The organism is Kribbella sp. NPDC104218 (assembly GCF_055584105.1).
Window position 1 is genome coordinate 386,744 of sequence record NZ_JBVJMQ010000002.1, and the last position, 16,248, is coordinate 402,991.

The following is a 16,248-nucleotide window of genomic DNA, read 5'->3' on the forward strand; positions in this document are numbered from 1 at the left end:
CGTCTCCCTGGCGGGGCCGGGTGTTTTCGGTGGGTTGACTGGCGGCCACTGGGGTTGGGTCACGGGGTCCTTGGAGCGACCGCTTTTCGTCAACGAACCTCTTCCGCAGCCGGCTCCACGCCCGCGTCAGTCCCGCGTGACGAACCCTTCCTTGACCAGCCAGTCCATGGCGACGTCGGCGGGCTCGCGGCCGTCGACGTCGACCTGGGCGTTCAGGTCGATCAGCACCTCGTCGGTCAGTTTGTCCGAGACCGGCTCGAACAGCTTCGGCAGCTGCGGGTACTGGTCGAGCACCTTCTTGGCGACCACCGGCGCGACGTTGTACGCCGGGAAGTACGCCTTGTCGTCCTCGAGCACGACCAGGTCGAGCGCCTTGATCCGGCCGTCGGTGGTGAAGATCTCGCCGAGCAGGCAGTCGCCCTTGCTGGTCGCGACGTAGACCGCGCCGGTGTCGAGGGTACGAACGTTGTCGCGCTGGACGCCGGAGCCGAGCGGGACGCCGTAGTGCTTCAGCATCGGCTCGAATCCGTCGTTCCGGTTCGCGAACTCGGACTCGACGCAGAACGTGCGCTCCTTGGCCGGCAGGCTCGCCACCTGGGACAGCTTGGTGAGTTTCAGCCGCTCGGACTCCTTGCGGGTGACGGCGAACCCGTAGCTGTTGTTCATCGGCGCGGGTTTGAGCCAGATCAGGCCGTACTTCTCGCGATCCTCCTTGCTGACCGCGTCGTACTGCTTCTGTTTGTCGGGGATACCGGTCTCGTGGCCGAGGTAGGAGATCCAGGCCGTGCCGGTGTACTCCCAGGAGAGCTGGATCTGGTCCTGCAGCATCGCTTGCCGGGACGTGTCACTGCCCGGCATGTTCGTCAGGTCCTTCACCTCGGCGCCGGCCGACTGCAGCAGGATCGCGGCGATCTTGCCGAGGATCAGTTGCTCCTGGAAGCTCTTCGAGCCGATCCCGATCTCGAGCCCGTGCAGGTCGACGTCCTTGAGCGGCGCGTTGAGGGCGCCGGTCGGCACGAACCCGCCGCTGGTGCCGAGGCCGCAGGCCGACAGCAGGAGGACAAGGGCTGTTGCCATCAGCTTCTTCATTCGAGCCCCCTCGGCCGGGTGACCTCTTCGAGGACTCGGCCCGCCCAGTCGATCAGCAGCGCCAGCGCCGCGACCAGGATCGCGCCGCTGATCAGAACCGGATAGCGCAGCAGCCGGATACCGGTGGTGATCAGACTGCCGAGCCCGCCCGCGTCGATGAACGTCGCGAGCGTCGCCGTCCCGACGACGAGGACGAGCGCCGTCCGGATGCCGGCCATGATCACCGGGACGGCGAGCGGCAGCTCGATCCGGCCGAGGACCGCGCGATTCGACATCCCCATTCCGCGACCGGCCTCGACCAGCGTCGGGTCGACACTCTGCAGGCCGACGATCGTGTTTCGAAGGACCGGCAGGATCGCGTACAGGCAGAGCGCCAGGATCGCCGTCCAGAACCCGAACCCGAGCCAGATCGCCAGCAGCACCACCAACCCGATCACCGGCGCCGCCTGCCCCGCGTTCGCGACCGCGACCACCACGGGCGCCGCCCGCTTCACCCCAGGCCGCGTCAGCGCAATCCCCAGCGGCACCGCGATCACCAGCACGATCACCGTCGCCACCACAGTCAGCTGCAAGTGCTGCACCGTCAGCCGACCCAGCAACCCCCACTCCAGCTGCCGCTGCTCAATCGCGTCCAACTCAGCACGACTCCGCCAAACCGCCCACCCCGCAATCACCACAGCTACGAACAACGGCTGCCCCAACAACACACCCCAGCTAGGACGCCGCCGCCGCGAGCTCGCCAGCCCCGCAGCCGTAGCCTTCGCATCAGCCAAGTTCTTCCCAGCCACCGGCTCCGTATCCGGCCCAGGATCAAGCGCGGTCACGCCGGCTCCCCCGAGTCCGGCCGGGAGCCCGCTGCGGCTGTTTCGTCGGCAGGCAACCGTGTAGCCGCCGCCGGGGCGTCAGCGTCCGCCGTCGACCTGTCCGCGCTGCTCGCGGCGGCTTGTTCTTCGTGGTGTTCCTGGATTCGGGTGACGACGGCTTGGAAGTCGACGACGCCGAGGTACTCGTCACGGCGTCCGGTGACGACGGCGCTGCCGTGGCTGGACATCAGCATGGTGTCGAGGGCGTCGTTGAGGGTGGCCCGGCGGTCGATGGTGACCAGGTCGGTGTCGTCGGGTGGGGCCGGGACGGTGTCGAGGCCGTCGAGATCGGTCGTCCACATCCAGTCGACCGGACGCCGTTTGCCGTCGAGGATGACTACCGACGTGTCCCCGGCCGCCTTCGCCGCGGTCAGCACCGGGGACGCGGCCGCGCCCACCTCCGCGACCGTCGGGCGGCTCAGCTCGATCTCGCTGACCCGGCTGAGCGTGAGCTGTTTCAGCGCGGCGCCCGCGCCGACGAAGTCCGCGACGAAGCGGTTGGCCGGGTTCGCCAGGATCGCCTCGGGTTTGTCGTACTGCGCGATCTGCGCGCCCTCGGTCAGGATCAGGATCCGGTCCCCGAGTTTGACCGCCTCGTCGAAGTCGTGGGTGACGCAGACGATCGTCTTGCGCAGCTCCTCCTGGATGCTGAGCAGCTCGTCCTGCAACCGCTGCCGGGTGATCGGGTCGACCGCGCCGAACGGCTCGTCCATCAAGATCACCGGCGGATCCGCGGCCAGCCCGCGCGCGACCCCGACCCGCTGCTGCTGCCCGCCGGACAGCTCCCGCGGATACCGGTCGCGATACCGCGCCGGGTCCAGCCCGACGAGTTCGAGCAGTTCGTCGACGCGCTCCGCCGTCCGCCGCCGGTCCCAGCCCAGCAGGCCCGGGACCAGCGCGATGTTCTGTGTCACGGTCATGTGCGGGAACAGGCTGCCACCCTGGATCACGTACCCGATCCGGCGGCGCAGATCGTCGTCGTCCTGGCGGCTGATGTCCTCGCCGCCGATCCGGATGCTCCCGGACGTCGGCTGGATCAGCCGGTTGATCATCTTCAGCGATGTCGTCTTACCGCATCCCGACGGCCCGACGAACATCACGATCTCACCGGCCGGGATGTGCAGGCTGAGCCCCTCGACGGCCGCCTTCTTCTGGCCCGGATAGCGCTTGACCACATCGGTCAGCTCGATGTCGACGCCACTGATTTCAGACACGGATACCCCTCGAGGTGGTCAGGCGGCCGACAAGCAGCAGCAATGCGTCCAGGACGAGCGCCAGCAGCACGACCCCGAGCGTGCCGACGAGCGCCGCGTTCAGCGCGTTCGCGCCGCCGATCTGGGTCAGACCGGTGAAGATGAAACTGCCCAGGCCGGGCCCGAGCACGTACGCCGCGATCGCGGCGATCCCCATCGACATCTGCGCCGACACCCGGACCCCGGCCAGGATGACCGGCCAGGCCAGCGGGATCTCGATCCGCAGCAGCGTCCGGATCGCGCCCATCCCCATCCCGCGGGCGGACTCGATCAGCGTCGCGTCGACGCCGGCCAGGCCGACGACGGCGTTCCGCAGGATCGGCAGGACCGCGTAGAAGGTGACCGCGACGACCGAGGTCGCCGTCCCGATCCCGGCCAGCGGGATCAGCAGGCCGAGCAGCGCGAACGACGGAATCGTCAGGCCGATCGCGCTCACCCCGCCGGCCAGCGCGGCGATCCGCGGGTTGCGGTGCACGACGACCGCCAGCCCGACGGCGATCACGGTCGCCAGCAGCACGCACTGGATGACCAGGCTCAGGTGCTGATAGCTCTGGTAGAGGAGCTGCGAGTAACGCTCGGTGATGTAATCCCACACGAGCGGCTCCGTACCCAACAAGTGTTTTCTTCATGCGAAAGCCCCCGGACGCCACGTGGGCGCCGGGGGCTTTCGGGGGCTAGCTCAGTTGAACGAGTCGCCGCAGGCGCAGGAGCCGGTCGCGTTCGGGTTGTCGATCGTGAAGCCCTGCTTCTCGATCGTGTCCACGAAGTCGATCGACGCACCCTTGAGGTACGGCGCGCTCATCCGGTCCGTGACGACGCTCACACCGTCGAAGTCGGCCACCACGTCGCCGTCGAGCTGCCGCTCGTCGAAGAACAGCTGGTACCGGAGCCCGGAGCAGCCACCCGGCTGTACGGCGACCCGGAGCGCGAGGTCGTCGCGGCCTTCCTGGTCGAGCAGCGCCTTCACCTTGGCTGCGGCCCCGTCGGTGAGGAGCACACCACTGGCGACGGTCTGCTCGGTCTGCGCTTCAGTCATTCCTGACTCCAGTCATCTCGCAAAAGTCCTGTCAACACCGGCAACAGCGCCCGGTCCGTGAACATTCCCATGGTCGCACACCAGTTTTCAGGATCAAGAATCCTGTCAGCGCGCCCAGGTCTTCGCGACCCGCTCCGCGACCGTCGCGAGCGAGCCGTGCGGGTCCGCGAACGCCTGCGCCTCGCCGACGGCGTCCACCAGCGAGTACGCCGATTCCACCCCCATCGTGCGCATTTCCCGCGACCCGATCAGCACCTTGCCGGCCAGCACCACGCACGGCCGCATGGCGTCGTTCGCGACCTTGGCCACCCCGGCGATCACCTTGCCGTCGCGGGACTGGAAGTCGAACGCGCCCTCACCGCTGAGCACTAGGTCGACCCGCGCCGCCTTGTCCTTCAGCCCGGTCAGCTCCGCGACCAGGTCGATCCCGGACACCCGCTCGGCGCCGAGCAGTAACAGGGCGTAACCGAGCCCGCCGGCCGCACCCGCGCCCTTCTGGTCGGCGGTCTTCCGGCCGGCCAGCTCCGCGAACTTGGTCAGCCACCCGTCCACAGCGGGCTTCCGCTCGTCCGCGATGCCCTTCTGCGTGCCGAAGATGTTGGTCGCGCCGCGCAGCCCGAGCATCGGGTTCTCGACGTCGCTGGCGGCCACGAACTCGATCCCGGCCACTCGCGTCAGCGCCGGCTCCAGATCCACCGCCGTCAGCTCGGCCAATCCGGCCGCTCCGACCGCCAGATCGCCGTCCACAGCGGTTGCTCCGAGCGCGGCCAGCAGACCCGCGCCGGCGTCGTTCGTCCCGGAGCCGCCCAGGCCGAGGATGATCCGCTTCGCCCCGGCGTCCACCGCGGCGGCGATCAGCTGACCGACGCCGTACGTCGTCCCGTCCTCAGGACGCCGATCCGCCGGCTCGACCAGGTGCAGGCCGCAGGCCTGGGCGGTCTCGACGTACGCCGTCTCTCCCGCCACCAGCACGGTCGCCGGGGTGTCATCGCCGAGCGGGCCACGCACCGTCACCGACAGCAGCGTCCCGTCGACCACCGCGGACAGCACGTCGATGAACCCGGGGCCGCCGTCCGCCATCGGCGCCACGAGCACCTCGGCCTCCGGATCCCGGCGCCGCCAGCCCTCTTCAATGGCCGCGGCCGCCTCCACCGCGCTCAACGTCCCGGCGAACTTGTCCGGCGCAATCAGCACTCGCATGCGGTCATCTTCCCCCACCGGCCAGGTGGACCGCCTCCTGCCATCTCGGTCTACGGTCTACACGTGAACTGGCCCACAACCGCCGCCGAGGCGATCGCCGTCCAGGAGCAGCTCCGCCACGACGTCGACCGCACCGACCAGGGCCCGGCGCCTCGGCACGTCGCCGGTCTGGACGTGGCGTACGACGGTGACCAGCTGACGGCGGCGATCGTCGTCCTGGATTGGGAGAGCCTGGCCGAGGTCGACCGCGTGGTGATCCACGGCCGGACGACGTTCCCGTACGTTCCGGGGCTCTTCGCGTTCCGGGAGATCCCCGCGTTGCTGGCCGCCTTGGACCAGCTCACGACCACCCCCGACCTGCTGGTCTGCGACGGCGCCGGTATCGCCCACCCACGCCGCTTCGGCCTCGCCTCCCACCTCGGCGTCCTGACCGGCATTCCAGCTCTCGGCGTCGCCAAAACCGCCTTCGTCGGCACGCACGCCGCTCCCGCTGCGCCGCGCGGCTCCACCGCCGACCTCATCCTCGACGGCGAGCTCGTCGGCGCGGTCCTCCGGACGCAGGACGGCGTGAAGCCCGTCTACGTCTCGATCGGCCACCGCATCAGCCTGCCGACCGCGGTCGCCCACGTCCTCCACCTCGCGCCGCGCTACCGCCTACCCGAAACCACCCGCGCCGCCGACCACCTCTGCCGCCAGTCCCGTCGATAACGACATGAGGTAGTCGCCCGGCGGCGACCGCCGTCCGCCTGCGCCCTCGACGCCGAGGGACGCGGGCGGCACCACCTCATGTTCTTACCGACAGCTCGTCAGTCCCGCGCGGTTTTGCCCGGGAGGGCGAGCATCCGGTCGAGCGCGAGTTTGGCGTAGTGCTCGGTGTCGGCGTCCACCTTGATCGGGTTGACGACGTGACCGGCGACCAGGTTCTCGAGGGCCCAGACGAAGTGCGGGAGATCGATCCGGTTCATCGTGGCGCAGTAGCAGACCGTCTTGTCGAGGAAGACGATGTTCTTGTCCGCGTGCTGCTTGGCCAGCCGCTGCACCAGGTTGAGCTCGGTCCCGACGGCCCACGACGTCCCGGGCTCGGCGGACTCCAGCTTCTTGATGATGTACTCCGTCGACCCGACCAGATCAGCCTTCGTGACGACCTCGTGCCGGCACTCCGGGTGCACGATCACGTTCACCCCAGGAACCCGCGCGCGGACGTCGTCCACCGACTCGGGCGTGAACCGGCCGTGCACCGAGCAGTGCCCGCGCCACAGGATCATCTTCGCCGCGGCCAGCTGCTCCTTGGTCAGCCCGCCGCCCGGCTTGTGCGGGTCGTAGACCACGCACTCGTCGAGTGAGATCCCCATCTTCATGACGGCGGTGTTCCGCCCGAGGTGCTGGTCGGGCAGGAAGAGCACCTTCTCGCCCTGCTCGAACGCCCACTCCAGCGCGACGTCCGCGTTGGACGACGTACACACCGCACCGCCGTTGCGGCCGCAGAACGCCTTGATGTCGGCACTCGAGTTCATATAGGTGACCGGCACGGTCACGTCGGCCACACCCGCGTCGGCCAGCGCCTCCCACGCCGCCTCGACCTGCTGGATCCGCGCCATGTCGGCCATCGAGCACCCAGCGGCCAGATCCGGCAGGATCACCGTCTGATTCTCGTTCGTCAGAATGTCGGCCGACTCCGCCATGAAGTGCACACCGCAGAACACGATGTACGGCGCGTCCGGCCGGTTCGCCGCGTCCCGCGCCAGCTTGAACGAGTCCCCGGTGACATCGGCGAACTGAATCACCTCGTCCCGCTGATAATGGTGACCCAGCACGAACACCCGGTCACCCAGCGCAGCCTTGGCCTTCAACGCCCGCTCCACCAGATCAGGATCCGAAGCCGGCGGCAACGCCCCCGGACACTCGACCCCCCGCTCCGAATGCGGATCCGTGTTCTGCCCCAAGAACAGCAACGGCAAAGACTTCTGCCCACCGGCGATAGTCGTCACATCAACCATCGTCACACACTCCCGCTCCCCCACACATGTCCAACACCACAAGCCCAAACCCTGGAATCCCCCCACCGCCCTACCACTCCCCCCACAGGTCCACCCGCCCCTCCCCGGAAACAAAAAGCCGCAGAGCGACCCAAAACTTCCGAACAACGACCACGGCCCACCCGAACCGCACCGAGCGCCCAACCCCGGCCCGATGCACCACCCCACCACGAACCCGAACCGCACCGAGCGCCCCAGCCGGATGACCCACCCCAACCGCAACCTCGGTCCGGCATCTGCGGCAGCACCAGCGAACACCTCCGGCCGAAACCTCAACACGACTCCGGGAAGCCTGTGGACAACGCCCCAGGCGACCCCACTCCCACCGATAGACTCAAGCAGGAAGAACAGGGCGGGGCGGGGCCGCTCAGCGGGAAACGCGGGCTGTGTCGTACCAGGTGGCGAGGAGGTCTGGGAGGCGGTCTGGGCCCCAGCGGTCGACGGGGGTGATGCGGCCGTCGAGGGAGGCGAGGGCCTTGGCGAGTTCGCCGACTACGTCGCCGCGCCAGGGGACGGCGACGCCTTCGCCGGGGCCGACGATGACGGAGGGGCCGCCGCGGTCGAGGCAGACGACGGGGCAGCCCGAGGCGAGGGCTTCGGTGACGGCCCAGCCGGCGGCTTCGCGGAGGGCTGGCGCGAGGACGGCGTCCGCGCGGAACATGGCGGCCAGGACGGACTCGCGCGGCAGCTGGCCGGTGAACTCGACGCGGTCGCGGACGCCGAGCTGCTCGGCGAGGCGCTCGGCGCGCTCCCAGTCGGGCCCGTCGCCGATGATGCGGAGCTCCCAGCCGGCGGCCTCGGGCCGGGCGAGGGTGCTGATCGCGAGCAGGACGCCCTTCCACGGGATCAACCGGCCGACGAACAGCGCGGTCTTCACCCCCGGCGGACCGAACGGCTCGTAGGGACCGGACGCCGTGAACCGGCGGATCGCGACATTCGGCTGGACGACGATCTCGCGCGCGGACGCCCGGAAGGTCTCGGCGACGTCGTTGTTCTGGGCAACCATCAGGTCGGCCGAGCGCGCCGTCCGACGGCCGGTCAGGCGCCGCCGCAACCCGGTGTAGACGCGGCGGACCAGCTCACCCGCGACGCCGCGCGCCCCGAGCCACTGCGCCATCGAGAGCGGCGCGGTCGTCGAGCCGCCCACCGGCCCCCAGATCACCTTCGCGGACGACGGCTGCACGACCCCCGCCGCCATCCAGTCGACGGCGAAGGTGAGGTGGTGGATGACGTCGTACGTGTGCTCGGCGTGCAACCGGCGCGCCGTCCGCCCCGCCAGCCGCTGCCAGAGCGGGTAGTACCAGTACACATCGGCCGGACGCCGGCGCAGCTTCAGCACCCATCGCGGCAGCTCCAGCGGGACGACGGTCAGCCCCGGGAGCGGCCGGAGCGCGAGCTCCTCGGCGATCTCGTGCGCGAACTTGCCGCGCGTCAGCAGCCACACGTCGTGGTCGCGCGCCGCCGCCTTGGCCCAGGCCCAGCCGGCGCCGGGCTCCGAACCGCCCTGCGGCCGGCACGCGTAGGCGCTGATCAGGACCTTCGGCCGGCTCGACATCAGCTCAATCCCTCCAGCAGGCGGCGCAGATCGGTGCTCGACGTGGACGCCGTGTACGGGAAGTAGTGCACCTGGGCCCCGACCTCGCCGAGCAACCGCTCGAGCCGCGTCCCCTTCTCGGCGCCCTTCCAGTCGTCGCCCTTGAACAGGACGTCGTACCGCAGCTGTTTCCACATCTCGAACTTGTCGCTGGACCAGTCGCTCACGACCTCGTCGACCAGACCGAGCGCGCGCACGACCTCCATCCGCTCGTCGTGCGGCACCACCGGCGGCCGGCCCTTGATCCGGGTGACGACGTCGTCCTCGACGACGCCCGCGATCAGGTGGTCGCAGTGCTCGCGGGCCCGGCGCAGGATGTTCAGATGCCCGATGTGGAACATGTCGTAGACACCCGGCGCGTAGCCGACGACGCCCATCAGCCCGCCGCCCCGAGCGCCGCCATCTCGCGGTACCACTTCCGCACCGCGGCCGCGAGGAACACCAGGTTGACGGCGAGCAACGCGCCGTACAGGACGCCGAACACCGCCGGCGTCCCGAACGCGAGGAAGACCAGGCAGAGGACGCCGTAGTCACTCGGTGCGATCAGCAACGACTTCAGCACCGAATCGCCACGCTGGTTGGGTTTCTGCGCGGCGTCACTGTGCCGCCGACGCAGCTGGTCGATCAGGATCAGCCCGAAGAACAGCACCGACGACATACACACATAGGCCAGCGGCACGAGCAGCACCAGGTCGTTGCCGAAAGCATCGAACCGGTAGAACGAGATGAGGACGGCGCTGTGCAGCAGCACGATCTTCACCGAGTCGATCATGTGGTCGAGCCACTCGCCCAGCGGCGAGCCACCGCCCCGCAACCGGGCCAGCTGCCCGTCCGCGGAGTCCAGGCCGTAGCCCAGCACCAGCAGCGCGGTCACCGCGAGCGCGAGCCCGAACGACGGCCGGACCGTCGCGATCAGCACGATCCCGGCCAGCGAGCAGAGCCCGCTGGTGATGCTCACCTGGTTCGGCGTCCGGCCGGCCAGAAAGGCGGCGGCCGCGAAGACGCGGCCGATCCGCCGGTTGACGAACCGCGAGTACGCCGGGGTGCCCGCGGACGGCTTCTGCGCCTGGGACAGCCGGGCGACGACCTCGCCGAGCGTGCCCGCGCTCATGCCACCGAGCTGCGGGACTGCCGCTGGTCGATCGCGGCCCGCAGGATCGTGCTGCGCGAGATGCGCCCGTCTGGCAGCTGGGTGATCCGCGCCGCCGGGACGCCGGTCAGCTCGTCCGGCCCGAGGACGCCGTCCGTGCCGCCGGCGGCGAACACCGTCGTCACGCCCAGCTCACCGAGCAGCCATCGCGGACGGACGTCGTCCACCGCGATCACCTCGTCGACGACCCGCAGGTGCTCGAGGATCTGCGCCCGCTCCAGCAGCGGTACGACGGGCCGCGCACCCCAGGCCTCGACGGCCCACTCGTCGCTCAGCACTCCCACCACCAGCCGGTCGCACGCCTGGCGGGCATGCCCGAGCACGTCGAGATGCCCGACGTGGAACAGGTCGAAGACCCCGGCCAGAAATCCGATCTGCGGCAAGCTACGTTCCCCCTGCTGCTCCCCCACGGAGCTTTCTCTCGGTCGGGACGCTCCGGTCCCGACGCGTGTGACCCTATACCCCTGCGTCACGACTGGCCCAGCGTCCCCTCCGGCCGCGCGCGCCGTCGGCGTACCGGGCGATCGCATCCGAGTAGATCCTCTCCGTGGCCGCGAGGTCGCGCTCCGGGGTGAAGCGGTCGAGATAGACCTGTCGGGCCCGCTCGCCGAAGGCTACCGAAGTCACCGGATCGCTCACCAGCCCGATCGCCTTCCGCAGCCCCTCGGCATCCCCGGGCTCGAACAGCGCGCCGGTCTCGCCGTCGTCCACCAGCTCGGCCAGCGCGCCGAGCCGGGACGCGACCACCGGAACGCCGTGCGCGAACGCCTCCACCACCACGAGACCGAAGGTCTCATACGAACGCGCCGGGACGACGACGGCGCGCGCTTCGCGAAGGACTTCCATACAGCGGGCCCACGGAAGTTGCCCAAGTACCTGAATCGACAGGTCTTCGCGCGCCCGCGCCTCGGCCTCGGCGCGCAGCGGGCCGTCGCCGATCACGACGAGCCGGCCGAGCGAGGAATCCCAGGCCCGCAACAGATCCGCGAACCCCTTGTCCTCGACCAGGCGCCCGAGGAAGACGACGGCCTCCCCCGGCCCGCCGCGGACCTGACCGTCATGCGGGACGGCGTGCGGTTTCACGACGATCCGATCGGCGTCGTACCCGTGCGCGGCGTACCGCTCCCGGACGAACTCCGACGGCGCGATCAGGGTGGTGACGTAGCGCTGCCAGGTGTGCAGGCTGCTGTGGACGCCGATGCTGGTGGCCAGCGGCAACGTCTGGACGCGCGACTCGCGGTAGCAGCTGTGCCGGACGGCGGCCAGCGGCAGCTTGCCGACGCAGGAGTCGCAGGGCCGGCCGTCGCGCTGGAGGACGGCGTTCGCGCACATCAACCGGAAGTTGTGCAGGGTCGCGACGATCGGCAGGCCGAGCTTCGCCGCGGCGCGCAGTACCGACGGGCTGAACAGCGGGAAAGTGTTGTGGACGTGCACCACATCGGGCCGATTCGCCTGCAATAGCTGTGTTAAATCGCGTTCGGCCGAATATGACCAGACGGAGCGGAACGGTAACAGTGCGCGATCTTTTCGGCCCATCCCGGCGATATCGTCGCTGTTTCGGGCGTAGAGGTCGATCTCATGTCCTGAGTTACCCAGCAAATCAACCGTTTGCGCGACAACGGTGTTCTCGCCACTGGGTTGACCGCTCCGGTAACGGTTGTGCAACATGGCGACCCGCATGGCACTACCTTAAGTCTCGCGGTGGCTACGCCTGGTGTCGCCAGGCGGATTGGTGAACCGCAACCCTCGGAGGGTGCGTTGAGAAAGTCTTGGCTCGCAGCTCTAATCGCTGCCGCCGTCGCTGTCGTTACGGTCGCCCTGCCAGTGATCGCAACTGAGAACAACGCGACAACCGCCGCCAAGTCACGCCCCGACGCCGAGCAGATCCAGGCCGGCAAGAAGCAGCCAACCCCTCGGGCGACCACTCCGGCGCCCGGCAAACCGGCGTCCCCGAAGCACACGCCGACCGCGCGGCCGAGCTCGAAGCCGAAGCCGTCGGCCCCCGTCACGCCGTCCAAGCCGCCGGTCACGACCGCCGCGCCGACCGTTCCGGTCGTCGACCAGGCCGACGCGGGCCCCGCGGTGGCCGGGCCCTGCAGCGGCACCGTGATCAAGCCCGGTGACGATGCGGCCTCGGTCATCTCGGACGGCGCCGCGGGCGCGAAGTTCTGCTTCGCGGCCGGTCTGCACCGGATCGGGACGACGATCCGCCCCAAGGCCGGTCAAGTGCTCGCCAGCTCGGCGCGCGCCGTCCTGACCGGATCGGTGCCGCTGACCGGCTTCACGCGGGACGGCGACCGCTGGGTGGTGCGTGGCGTGCTGCCGGCGGCGTACGGGAAGTCGGGGCAGTGCGAGGACAACGTCGCCAACATCTGCCACCTGCGCGAGCAGGTCTTCATCGACGGCGCCCACCTGACCCGGGTCGCGAGCGCCGCCGCGGTGGCTCCGGGCAACTTCTACGCCGATTACGCCGCGAACGCCGTCCACATCGGCTCCAACCCGGCCGGGCGGTCGGTCGAGATGTCGAAGACGAAGACCGCGATCGAGTCCGGCGCGACGGGCGTCGTCGTCCGCGGGCTGACCATCGAGCACTTCGCCAGCGCGCCGCAGTCCGGGGCCCTGGTCTCGGGGCCGGGCTGGCAGGTGACGGCGAACGACGTCCGCTGGAACCACGCCGTCGGCGTGATGCTGGTGCAGGCGGCCAAGGCGCGGATCGAGAAGAACCTGATCCACCACAACGGGCAGCTCGGCCTCGGCCAGTACAGCTCGGCCGCGGCGACCGTGACCCGGAACGTGATCAGCGAGAACAACACCGACGGATTCTGGGTCGCGGACTGGGAGTCCGGCGGGATCAAGTCCACCCGCTCCTCGGGAACGGTCAGCGGGAACCTGATCAAGGCCAACCGCGGCGTCGGGATCTGGGCGGACGTCGCCGACGACGGCCGGGTGATCAGCGGTAACACCATCGTCGGGAACCTGGCCGACGGCATCCGGTTCGAGATCAGCCGCAACGGCGTCATCTCCGCCAACGTCATCACCGGTAACGGCCACGGCACCGGGCGCGGCTCCGGCAAGACCCTGTGGGACGGCGGCGGGATCAACATCAACACCTCGTCGAACGTCGAGGTCCGCGACAACCGGCTGACGGGGAACGTGAACGGGATCACGATCCAGTCCCGGACCCGCGGCGCCGGCCCGTGGGGCGCCTACCTGCTGCGGGACGTCGCGGTCACCGGGAACACGGTCACGATGACCGGCGCCCAGGCGACCGGGACGGTGCAGAACAAGGCCGCCCCGCTCCCGGCCGGTGAAGTGACGTTCAGCGACAACGACTACGTGGTCGACGGGCTCGGCGCCAAGCACTTCGCCAACCTCGGCGCCAAATTGTCCGCGCTGGCCTGGCAGAGCGCCGGTCTGGACGCGGCCAGCACGTTCAGCACGAACTGAGCCCGTATCCAGGCCGTCGGGCCGTTGCCGGGGGCCCGTTGTCGGGGGCAATTACTGTTCGCAACCGAATTCGCGCTGTGTGATCGATGCCGGGTGCAACTTCCGGATTGCGGGCACAAAGCAACAAACATTGCGTATTGCATTGACTACCAGACGTAGTACGCTGCTGACTTGAAGTCGCGCCATGGGGGGTGCGCAGAGGAACACCTGTGCCCCCGGAGGCTCCTCGTGAAGAAACCCCGCACCGCATTCGCGCTCCTGACGACCGGCGCCATCGCCGCCGCCGTCCTCGCCCAGCAGGCCCTGGGCGCCCCCGGCACCGTCGGTCTCCGCCTGTCCGACGGCGCCGTCCCCTACCTGCCACGCGCCGCCGACACGCCGGTGCCGTTCGAGGTCGCCGGTACCGCGGTGATCCCCGCCGGTACGCCGACCCCCGGCCCGGCAGCGGTTTCAGCAACGCCGGACGACGTCCCGACGTCCACTCCGACCAGCGTCCTGCCGGAGCCGCCGTCTGTGCTGCCCACCGCGCTGCCGTCCGGGCTGCCGACTGTGCTGCCGTCGACGCCGCTCACGGTGGGGCCGATCACCGTCCGGACTGTGCCTGTCGAGGAGCCGGTCGACACGCCCACCCCGACGAAGCCGCCGAACGCGCCGGCCTGCGCCGGTACGACAATCACGACGGCCCAGAACGCGGCCGAGGTGGTCGCCGCGGGTGCCGTCGGTACGACGTTCTGCTTCGCCTCGGGTCTGCATCGCATCACCAAGACGATCCGGCCCAAGTCCCAGCAGGTGCTGACCGGGCTCCCGGGCGCGATCCTCACCGGCTCCGTCCCGCTGACGAAGTGGGCGGCGTCCAACGGCGACTGGGTGACGACCGGCGTCCTGCCGGCGGCGTACGGGCGGACCGGTCAGTGTGAGGACAACGTGGCGAACATCTGCTACCTCCGCGAGCAGGTCTTCCTGAACGGCAAGCACCTCAAGCGCGTCGCGACCCGCGACAAGGTTGCCCCCGGCACCTTCTACGCCGACTACGCCGCGAACGCCGTCTACCTCGGCGACGACCCGCGCAACCGCCCGGTCGAGATGTCGAAGACCGCGACCGCCATCGAGAGCAAGGCGACCAAGGTCACCGTCCGCGACCTGACGATCGAGCACTTCGCCACCCCGCCCCAAGGCGGCGCCGTCGTCCTCGGCCACGGCTGGCGCGTGTCCGGTAACGACATCCGCTGGAACCACGCCGTCGGCGTGATGCTCGTCAACGCCGACGGCGCCGTCCTCGAGAAGAACAACATCCACCACAACGGCCAGCTCGGGATCGGCCAGTACAGCACGCTGAACGGCACGATCTCCGGCAACATCGTCAGCGACAACAACACCGACGGCTTCTGGATCGCCGACTGGGAGTCCGGCGGGATCAAGACCACCTGGTCCAAGGGCGGCACGGTCAGCGGCAACCTGATCAACGCCAACCGCGGCGTCGGCCTGTGGAGCGACGCCTACGACGACGGCCGCACCTTCAGCGGCAACACCATCTCCGGCAACGCCGCCGACGGCATCCGCTTCGAGATCGGCCGCAACGGCGTCATCTCCGGCAACCTCGTCATCGGCAACGGCCACGGCACCGGCCGCGGCTCCGGCACCTCGCTCTGGGACGGCGGCGGTATCAACATCAACACCTCGTCGAACGTCCAGGTCCGCGACAACGTCGTGGCCAACAACGTCAACGGCATCTCCGTCCAGTCCCGCACCCGCGGCTCCGGCCCCTGGGGCCGCAACCTCCTCCGCGACATCTCCATCACCGGCAACCAGGTCACCATGCGCGGCGGCACCACCGCCACCGGCATCGTCCAGAACTCCGGCGCCACCATCCCCGCCGGCGAAGTCACCCTCGACAAGAACGCCTACCTCCTGGACAGCCTCACCCTCAACCGCTTCCAGAAAACCGGCCACTGGTACACCGCCCAGCAATGGCGAGCCACCGGCCAAGACAAATCCAGCACCTTCCTCCCCAACCGCCTCCCCCCACCCCGCTAACCCAACCCCAACAACAGGAAGTACCCACCCAACCCCCTCCCCCACACCCCCACCCAGCCGTCCACCCCCAACGCCCACCCCACCACCTCCTGTCCTTAATGCCCCACCACCCCCCCAAACGCCCCTCCGGCACCCCGCCCCATCCCCCGACCACCAGAACCCTGCCGACCAGCACCCCCGCACAGGTTCACAAACCCACCGGCACATCCACCCCCTCCCTCGACCGCCAGGCCGCCGCCCCACCCCACCAACCACCCGAACGCTCCGCCGGCATCCCGCCCCATCCCGCCACCACCAGAACCCTGCCGACCAGCACCCCCGCACACGCAGCCCACACGTTCACAGACCCACCGGCGCATCCCTCCACTCCCTCGACCGCCACGCCGCCGCCCCACCCCACCAACCACCCGGACCACCCCGCGGCACGTTCGTTCCCTCCTCGACCGCCACGCCGGCACCCCGCCCCGAACAACCTGCGCACGACCCCTCCACGCTCTCAACCGGCCGACTGCGCCGCGTCGTGGGAGCACAGCCGGACGCGGCTCC

At 69.7% G+C, this 16,248-nt stretch carries 15 protein-coding genes; 3 read left to right on the top strand and 12 right to left on the bottom strand.

What is annotated here, in order from left to right:
• Positions 1 to 126: 126 nt before the first annotated feature.
• The 6 genes from ACZ6ZD_RS17815 to ACZ6ZD_RS17840 form a co-directional block, all read right to left on the bottom strand.
• Positions 127 to 1,089 carry a glycine betaine ABC transporter substrate-binding protein gene (locus ACZ6ZD_RS17815; protein WP_465673338.1) on the bottom strand — a complete coding sequence of 321 codons (963 nt, stop codon included), beginning with the start codon at positions 1,087 to 1,089 and terminating at the stop codon, positions 127 to 129.
• Positions 1,086 to 1,724: an ABC transporter permease gene (locus tag ACZ6ZD_RS17820; RefSeq protein WP_465673339.1), complete on the bottom strand. Its 639-nt coding sequence runs from the start codon at positions 1,722 to 1,724 to the stop codon at positions 1,086 to 1,088. The genes ACZ6ZD_RS17815 and ACZ6ZD_RS17820 overlap by 4 nt, the downstream gene beginning before the upstream one ends.
• A 185-nt stretch (positions 1,725 to 1,909) precedes the next feature.
• Entirely contained in the window at positions 1,910 to 3,166 is a 1,257-nt protein-coding gene (locus tag ACZ6ZD_RS17825) for an ABC transporter ATP-binding protein (RefSeq protein ID WP_465673341.1), read from the bottom strand.
• Complete coding sequence (locus ACZ6ZD_RS17830) at positions 3,159 to 3,800, bottom strand: ABC transporter permease (RefSeq protein WP_465673343.1); 642 nt, start codon at positions 3,798 to 3,800, stop codon at positions 3,159 to 3,161. Before ACZ6ZD_RS17830 ends, ACZ6ZD_RS17825 begins: the two co-directional genes overlap by 8 nt.
• Positions 3,801 to 3,884: 84 nt before the next feature.
• The gene (gene erpA, locus ACZ6ZD_RS17835) at positions 3,885 to 4,241 is read right to left on the bottom strand and encodes an iron-sulfur cluster insertion protein ErpA (protein ID WP_171670395.1); all 357 of its coding nucleotides are present in this window, start codon (positions 4,239 to 4,241) and stop codon (positions 3,885 to 3,887) included.
• Positions 4,242 to 4,346: 105 nt separating this feature from the next.
• The gene (locus tag ACZ6ZD_RS17840; protein ID WP_465673345.1) at positions 4,347 to 5,441 is read right to left on the bottom strand and encodes a glycerate kinase family protein; all 1,095 of its coding nucleotides are present in this window, start codon (positions 5,439 to 5,441) and stop codon (positions 4,347 to 4,349) included.
• Positions 5,442 to 5,504: 63 nt separating this feature from the next.
• On the opposite strand from ACZ6ZD_RS17840, the gene nfi reads away from it, so the two are divergent.
• Positions 5,505 to 6,149, top strand: coding sequence for a deoxyribonuclease V (nfi, locus tag ACZ6ZD_RS17845; RefSeq protein ID WP_465673347.1), 645 nt, complete (start codon positions 5,505 to 5,507; stop codon positions 6,147 to 6,149).
• Positions 6,150 to 6,247: 98 nt separating this feature from the next.
• On the opposite strand, the gene nadA is transcribed toward nfi, so the two are convergent.
• The 6 genes from nadA to ACZ6ZD_RS17875 form a co-directional block, all read right to left on the bottom strand.
• Complete coding sequence (nadA, locus tag ACZ6ZD_RS17850) at positions 6,248 to 7,429, bottom strand: quinolinate synthase NadA (RefSeq protein WP_465673349.1); 1,182 nt, start codon at positions 7,427 to 7,429, stop codon at positions 6,248 to 6,250.
• Between the two features lie 415 nt (positions 7,430 to 7,844).
• Positions 7,845 to 9,032: a glycosyltransferase gene (locus tag ACZ6ZD_RS17855; RefSeq protein ID WP_465673351.1), complete on the bottom strand. Its 1,188-nt coding sequence runs from the start codon at positions 9,030 to 9,032 to the stop codon at positions 7,845 to 7,847.
• A complete protein-coding gene (locus ACZ6ZD_RS17860) occupies positions 9,032 to 9,487 on the bottom strand; it encodes an FAD synthase family protein (protein ID WP_465673353.1) in 456 nt (151 codons plus the stop codon). Before ACZ6ZD_RS17860 ends, ACZ6ZD_RS17855 begins: the two co-directional genes overlap by 1 nt.
• The gene (locus ACZ6ZD_RS17865) at positions 9,448 to 10,182 is read right to left on the bottom strand and encodes a CDP-alcohol phosphatidyltransferase family protein (protein ID WP_465673354.1); all 735 of its coding nucleotides are present in this window, start codon (positions 10,180 to 10,182) and stop codon (positions 9,448 to 9,450) included. The genes ACZ6ZD_RS17860 and ACZ6ZD_RS17865 overlap by 40 nt, the downstream gene beginning before the upstream one ends.
• Positions 10,179 to 10,604 (bottom strand): adenylyltransferase/cytidyltransferase family protein, encoded by a 426-nt coding sequence (locus tag ACZ6ZD_RS17870; RefSeq protein WP_465673355.1) that lies wholly within the window; start codon positions 10,602 to 10,604, stop codon positions 10,179 to 10,181. Before ACZ6ZD_RS17870 ends, ACZ6ZD_RS17865 begins: the two co-directional genes overlap by 4 nt.
• 73 nt (positions 10,605 to 10,677) lie before the next feature.
• Positions 10,678 to 11,901 (bottom strand): glycosyltransferase, encoded by a 1,224-nt coding sequence (locus ACZ6ZD_RS17875; protein WP_465673357.1) that lies wholly within the window; start codon positions 11,899 to 11,901, stop codon positions 10,678 to 10,680.
• Positions 11,902 to 12,045: 144 nt separating this feature from the next.
• Between ACZ6ZD_RS17875 and ACZ6ZD_RS17880 the strand changes: the two genes are divergently transcribed.
• Positions 12,046 to 13,668 carry a right-handed parallel beta-helix repeat-containing protein gene (locus ACZ6ZD_RS17880; protein ID WP_465673359.1) on the top strand — a complete coding sequence of 541 codons (1,623 nt, stop codon included), beginning with the start codon at positions 12,046 to 12,048 and terminating at the stop codon, positions 13,666 to 13,668.
• 228 nt (positions 13,669 to 13,896) lie between these two features.
• Entirely contained in the window at positions 13,897 to 15,702 is a 1,806-nt protein-coding gene (locus ACZ6ZD_RS17885; protein ID WP_465673361.1) for a right-handed parallel beta-helix repeat-containing protein, read from the top strand.
• The last annotated feature ends 546 nt before the right edge of the window (positions 15,703 to 16,248 follow it).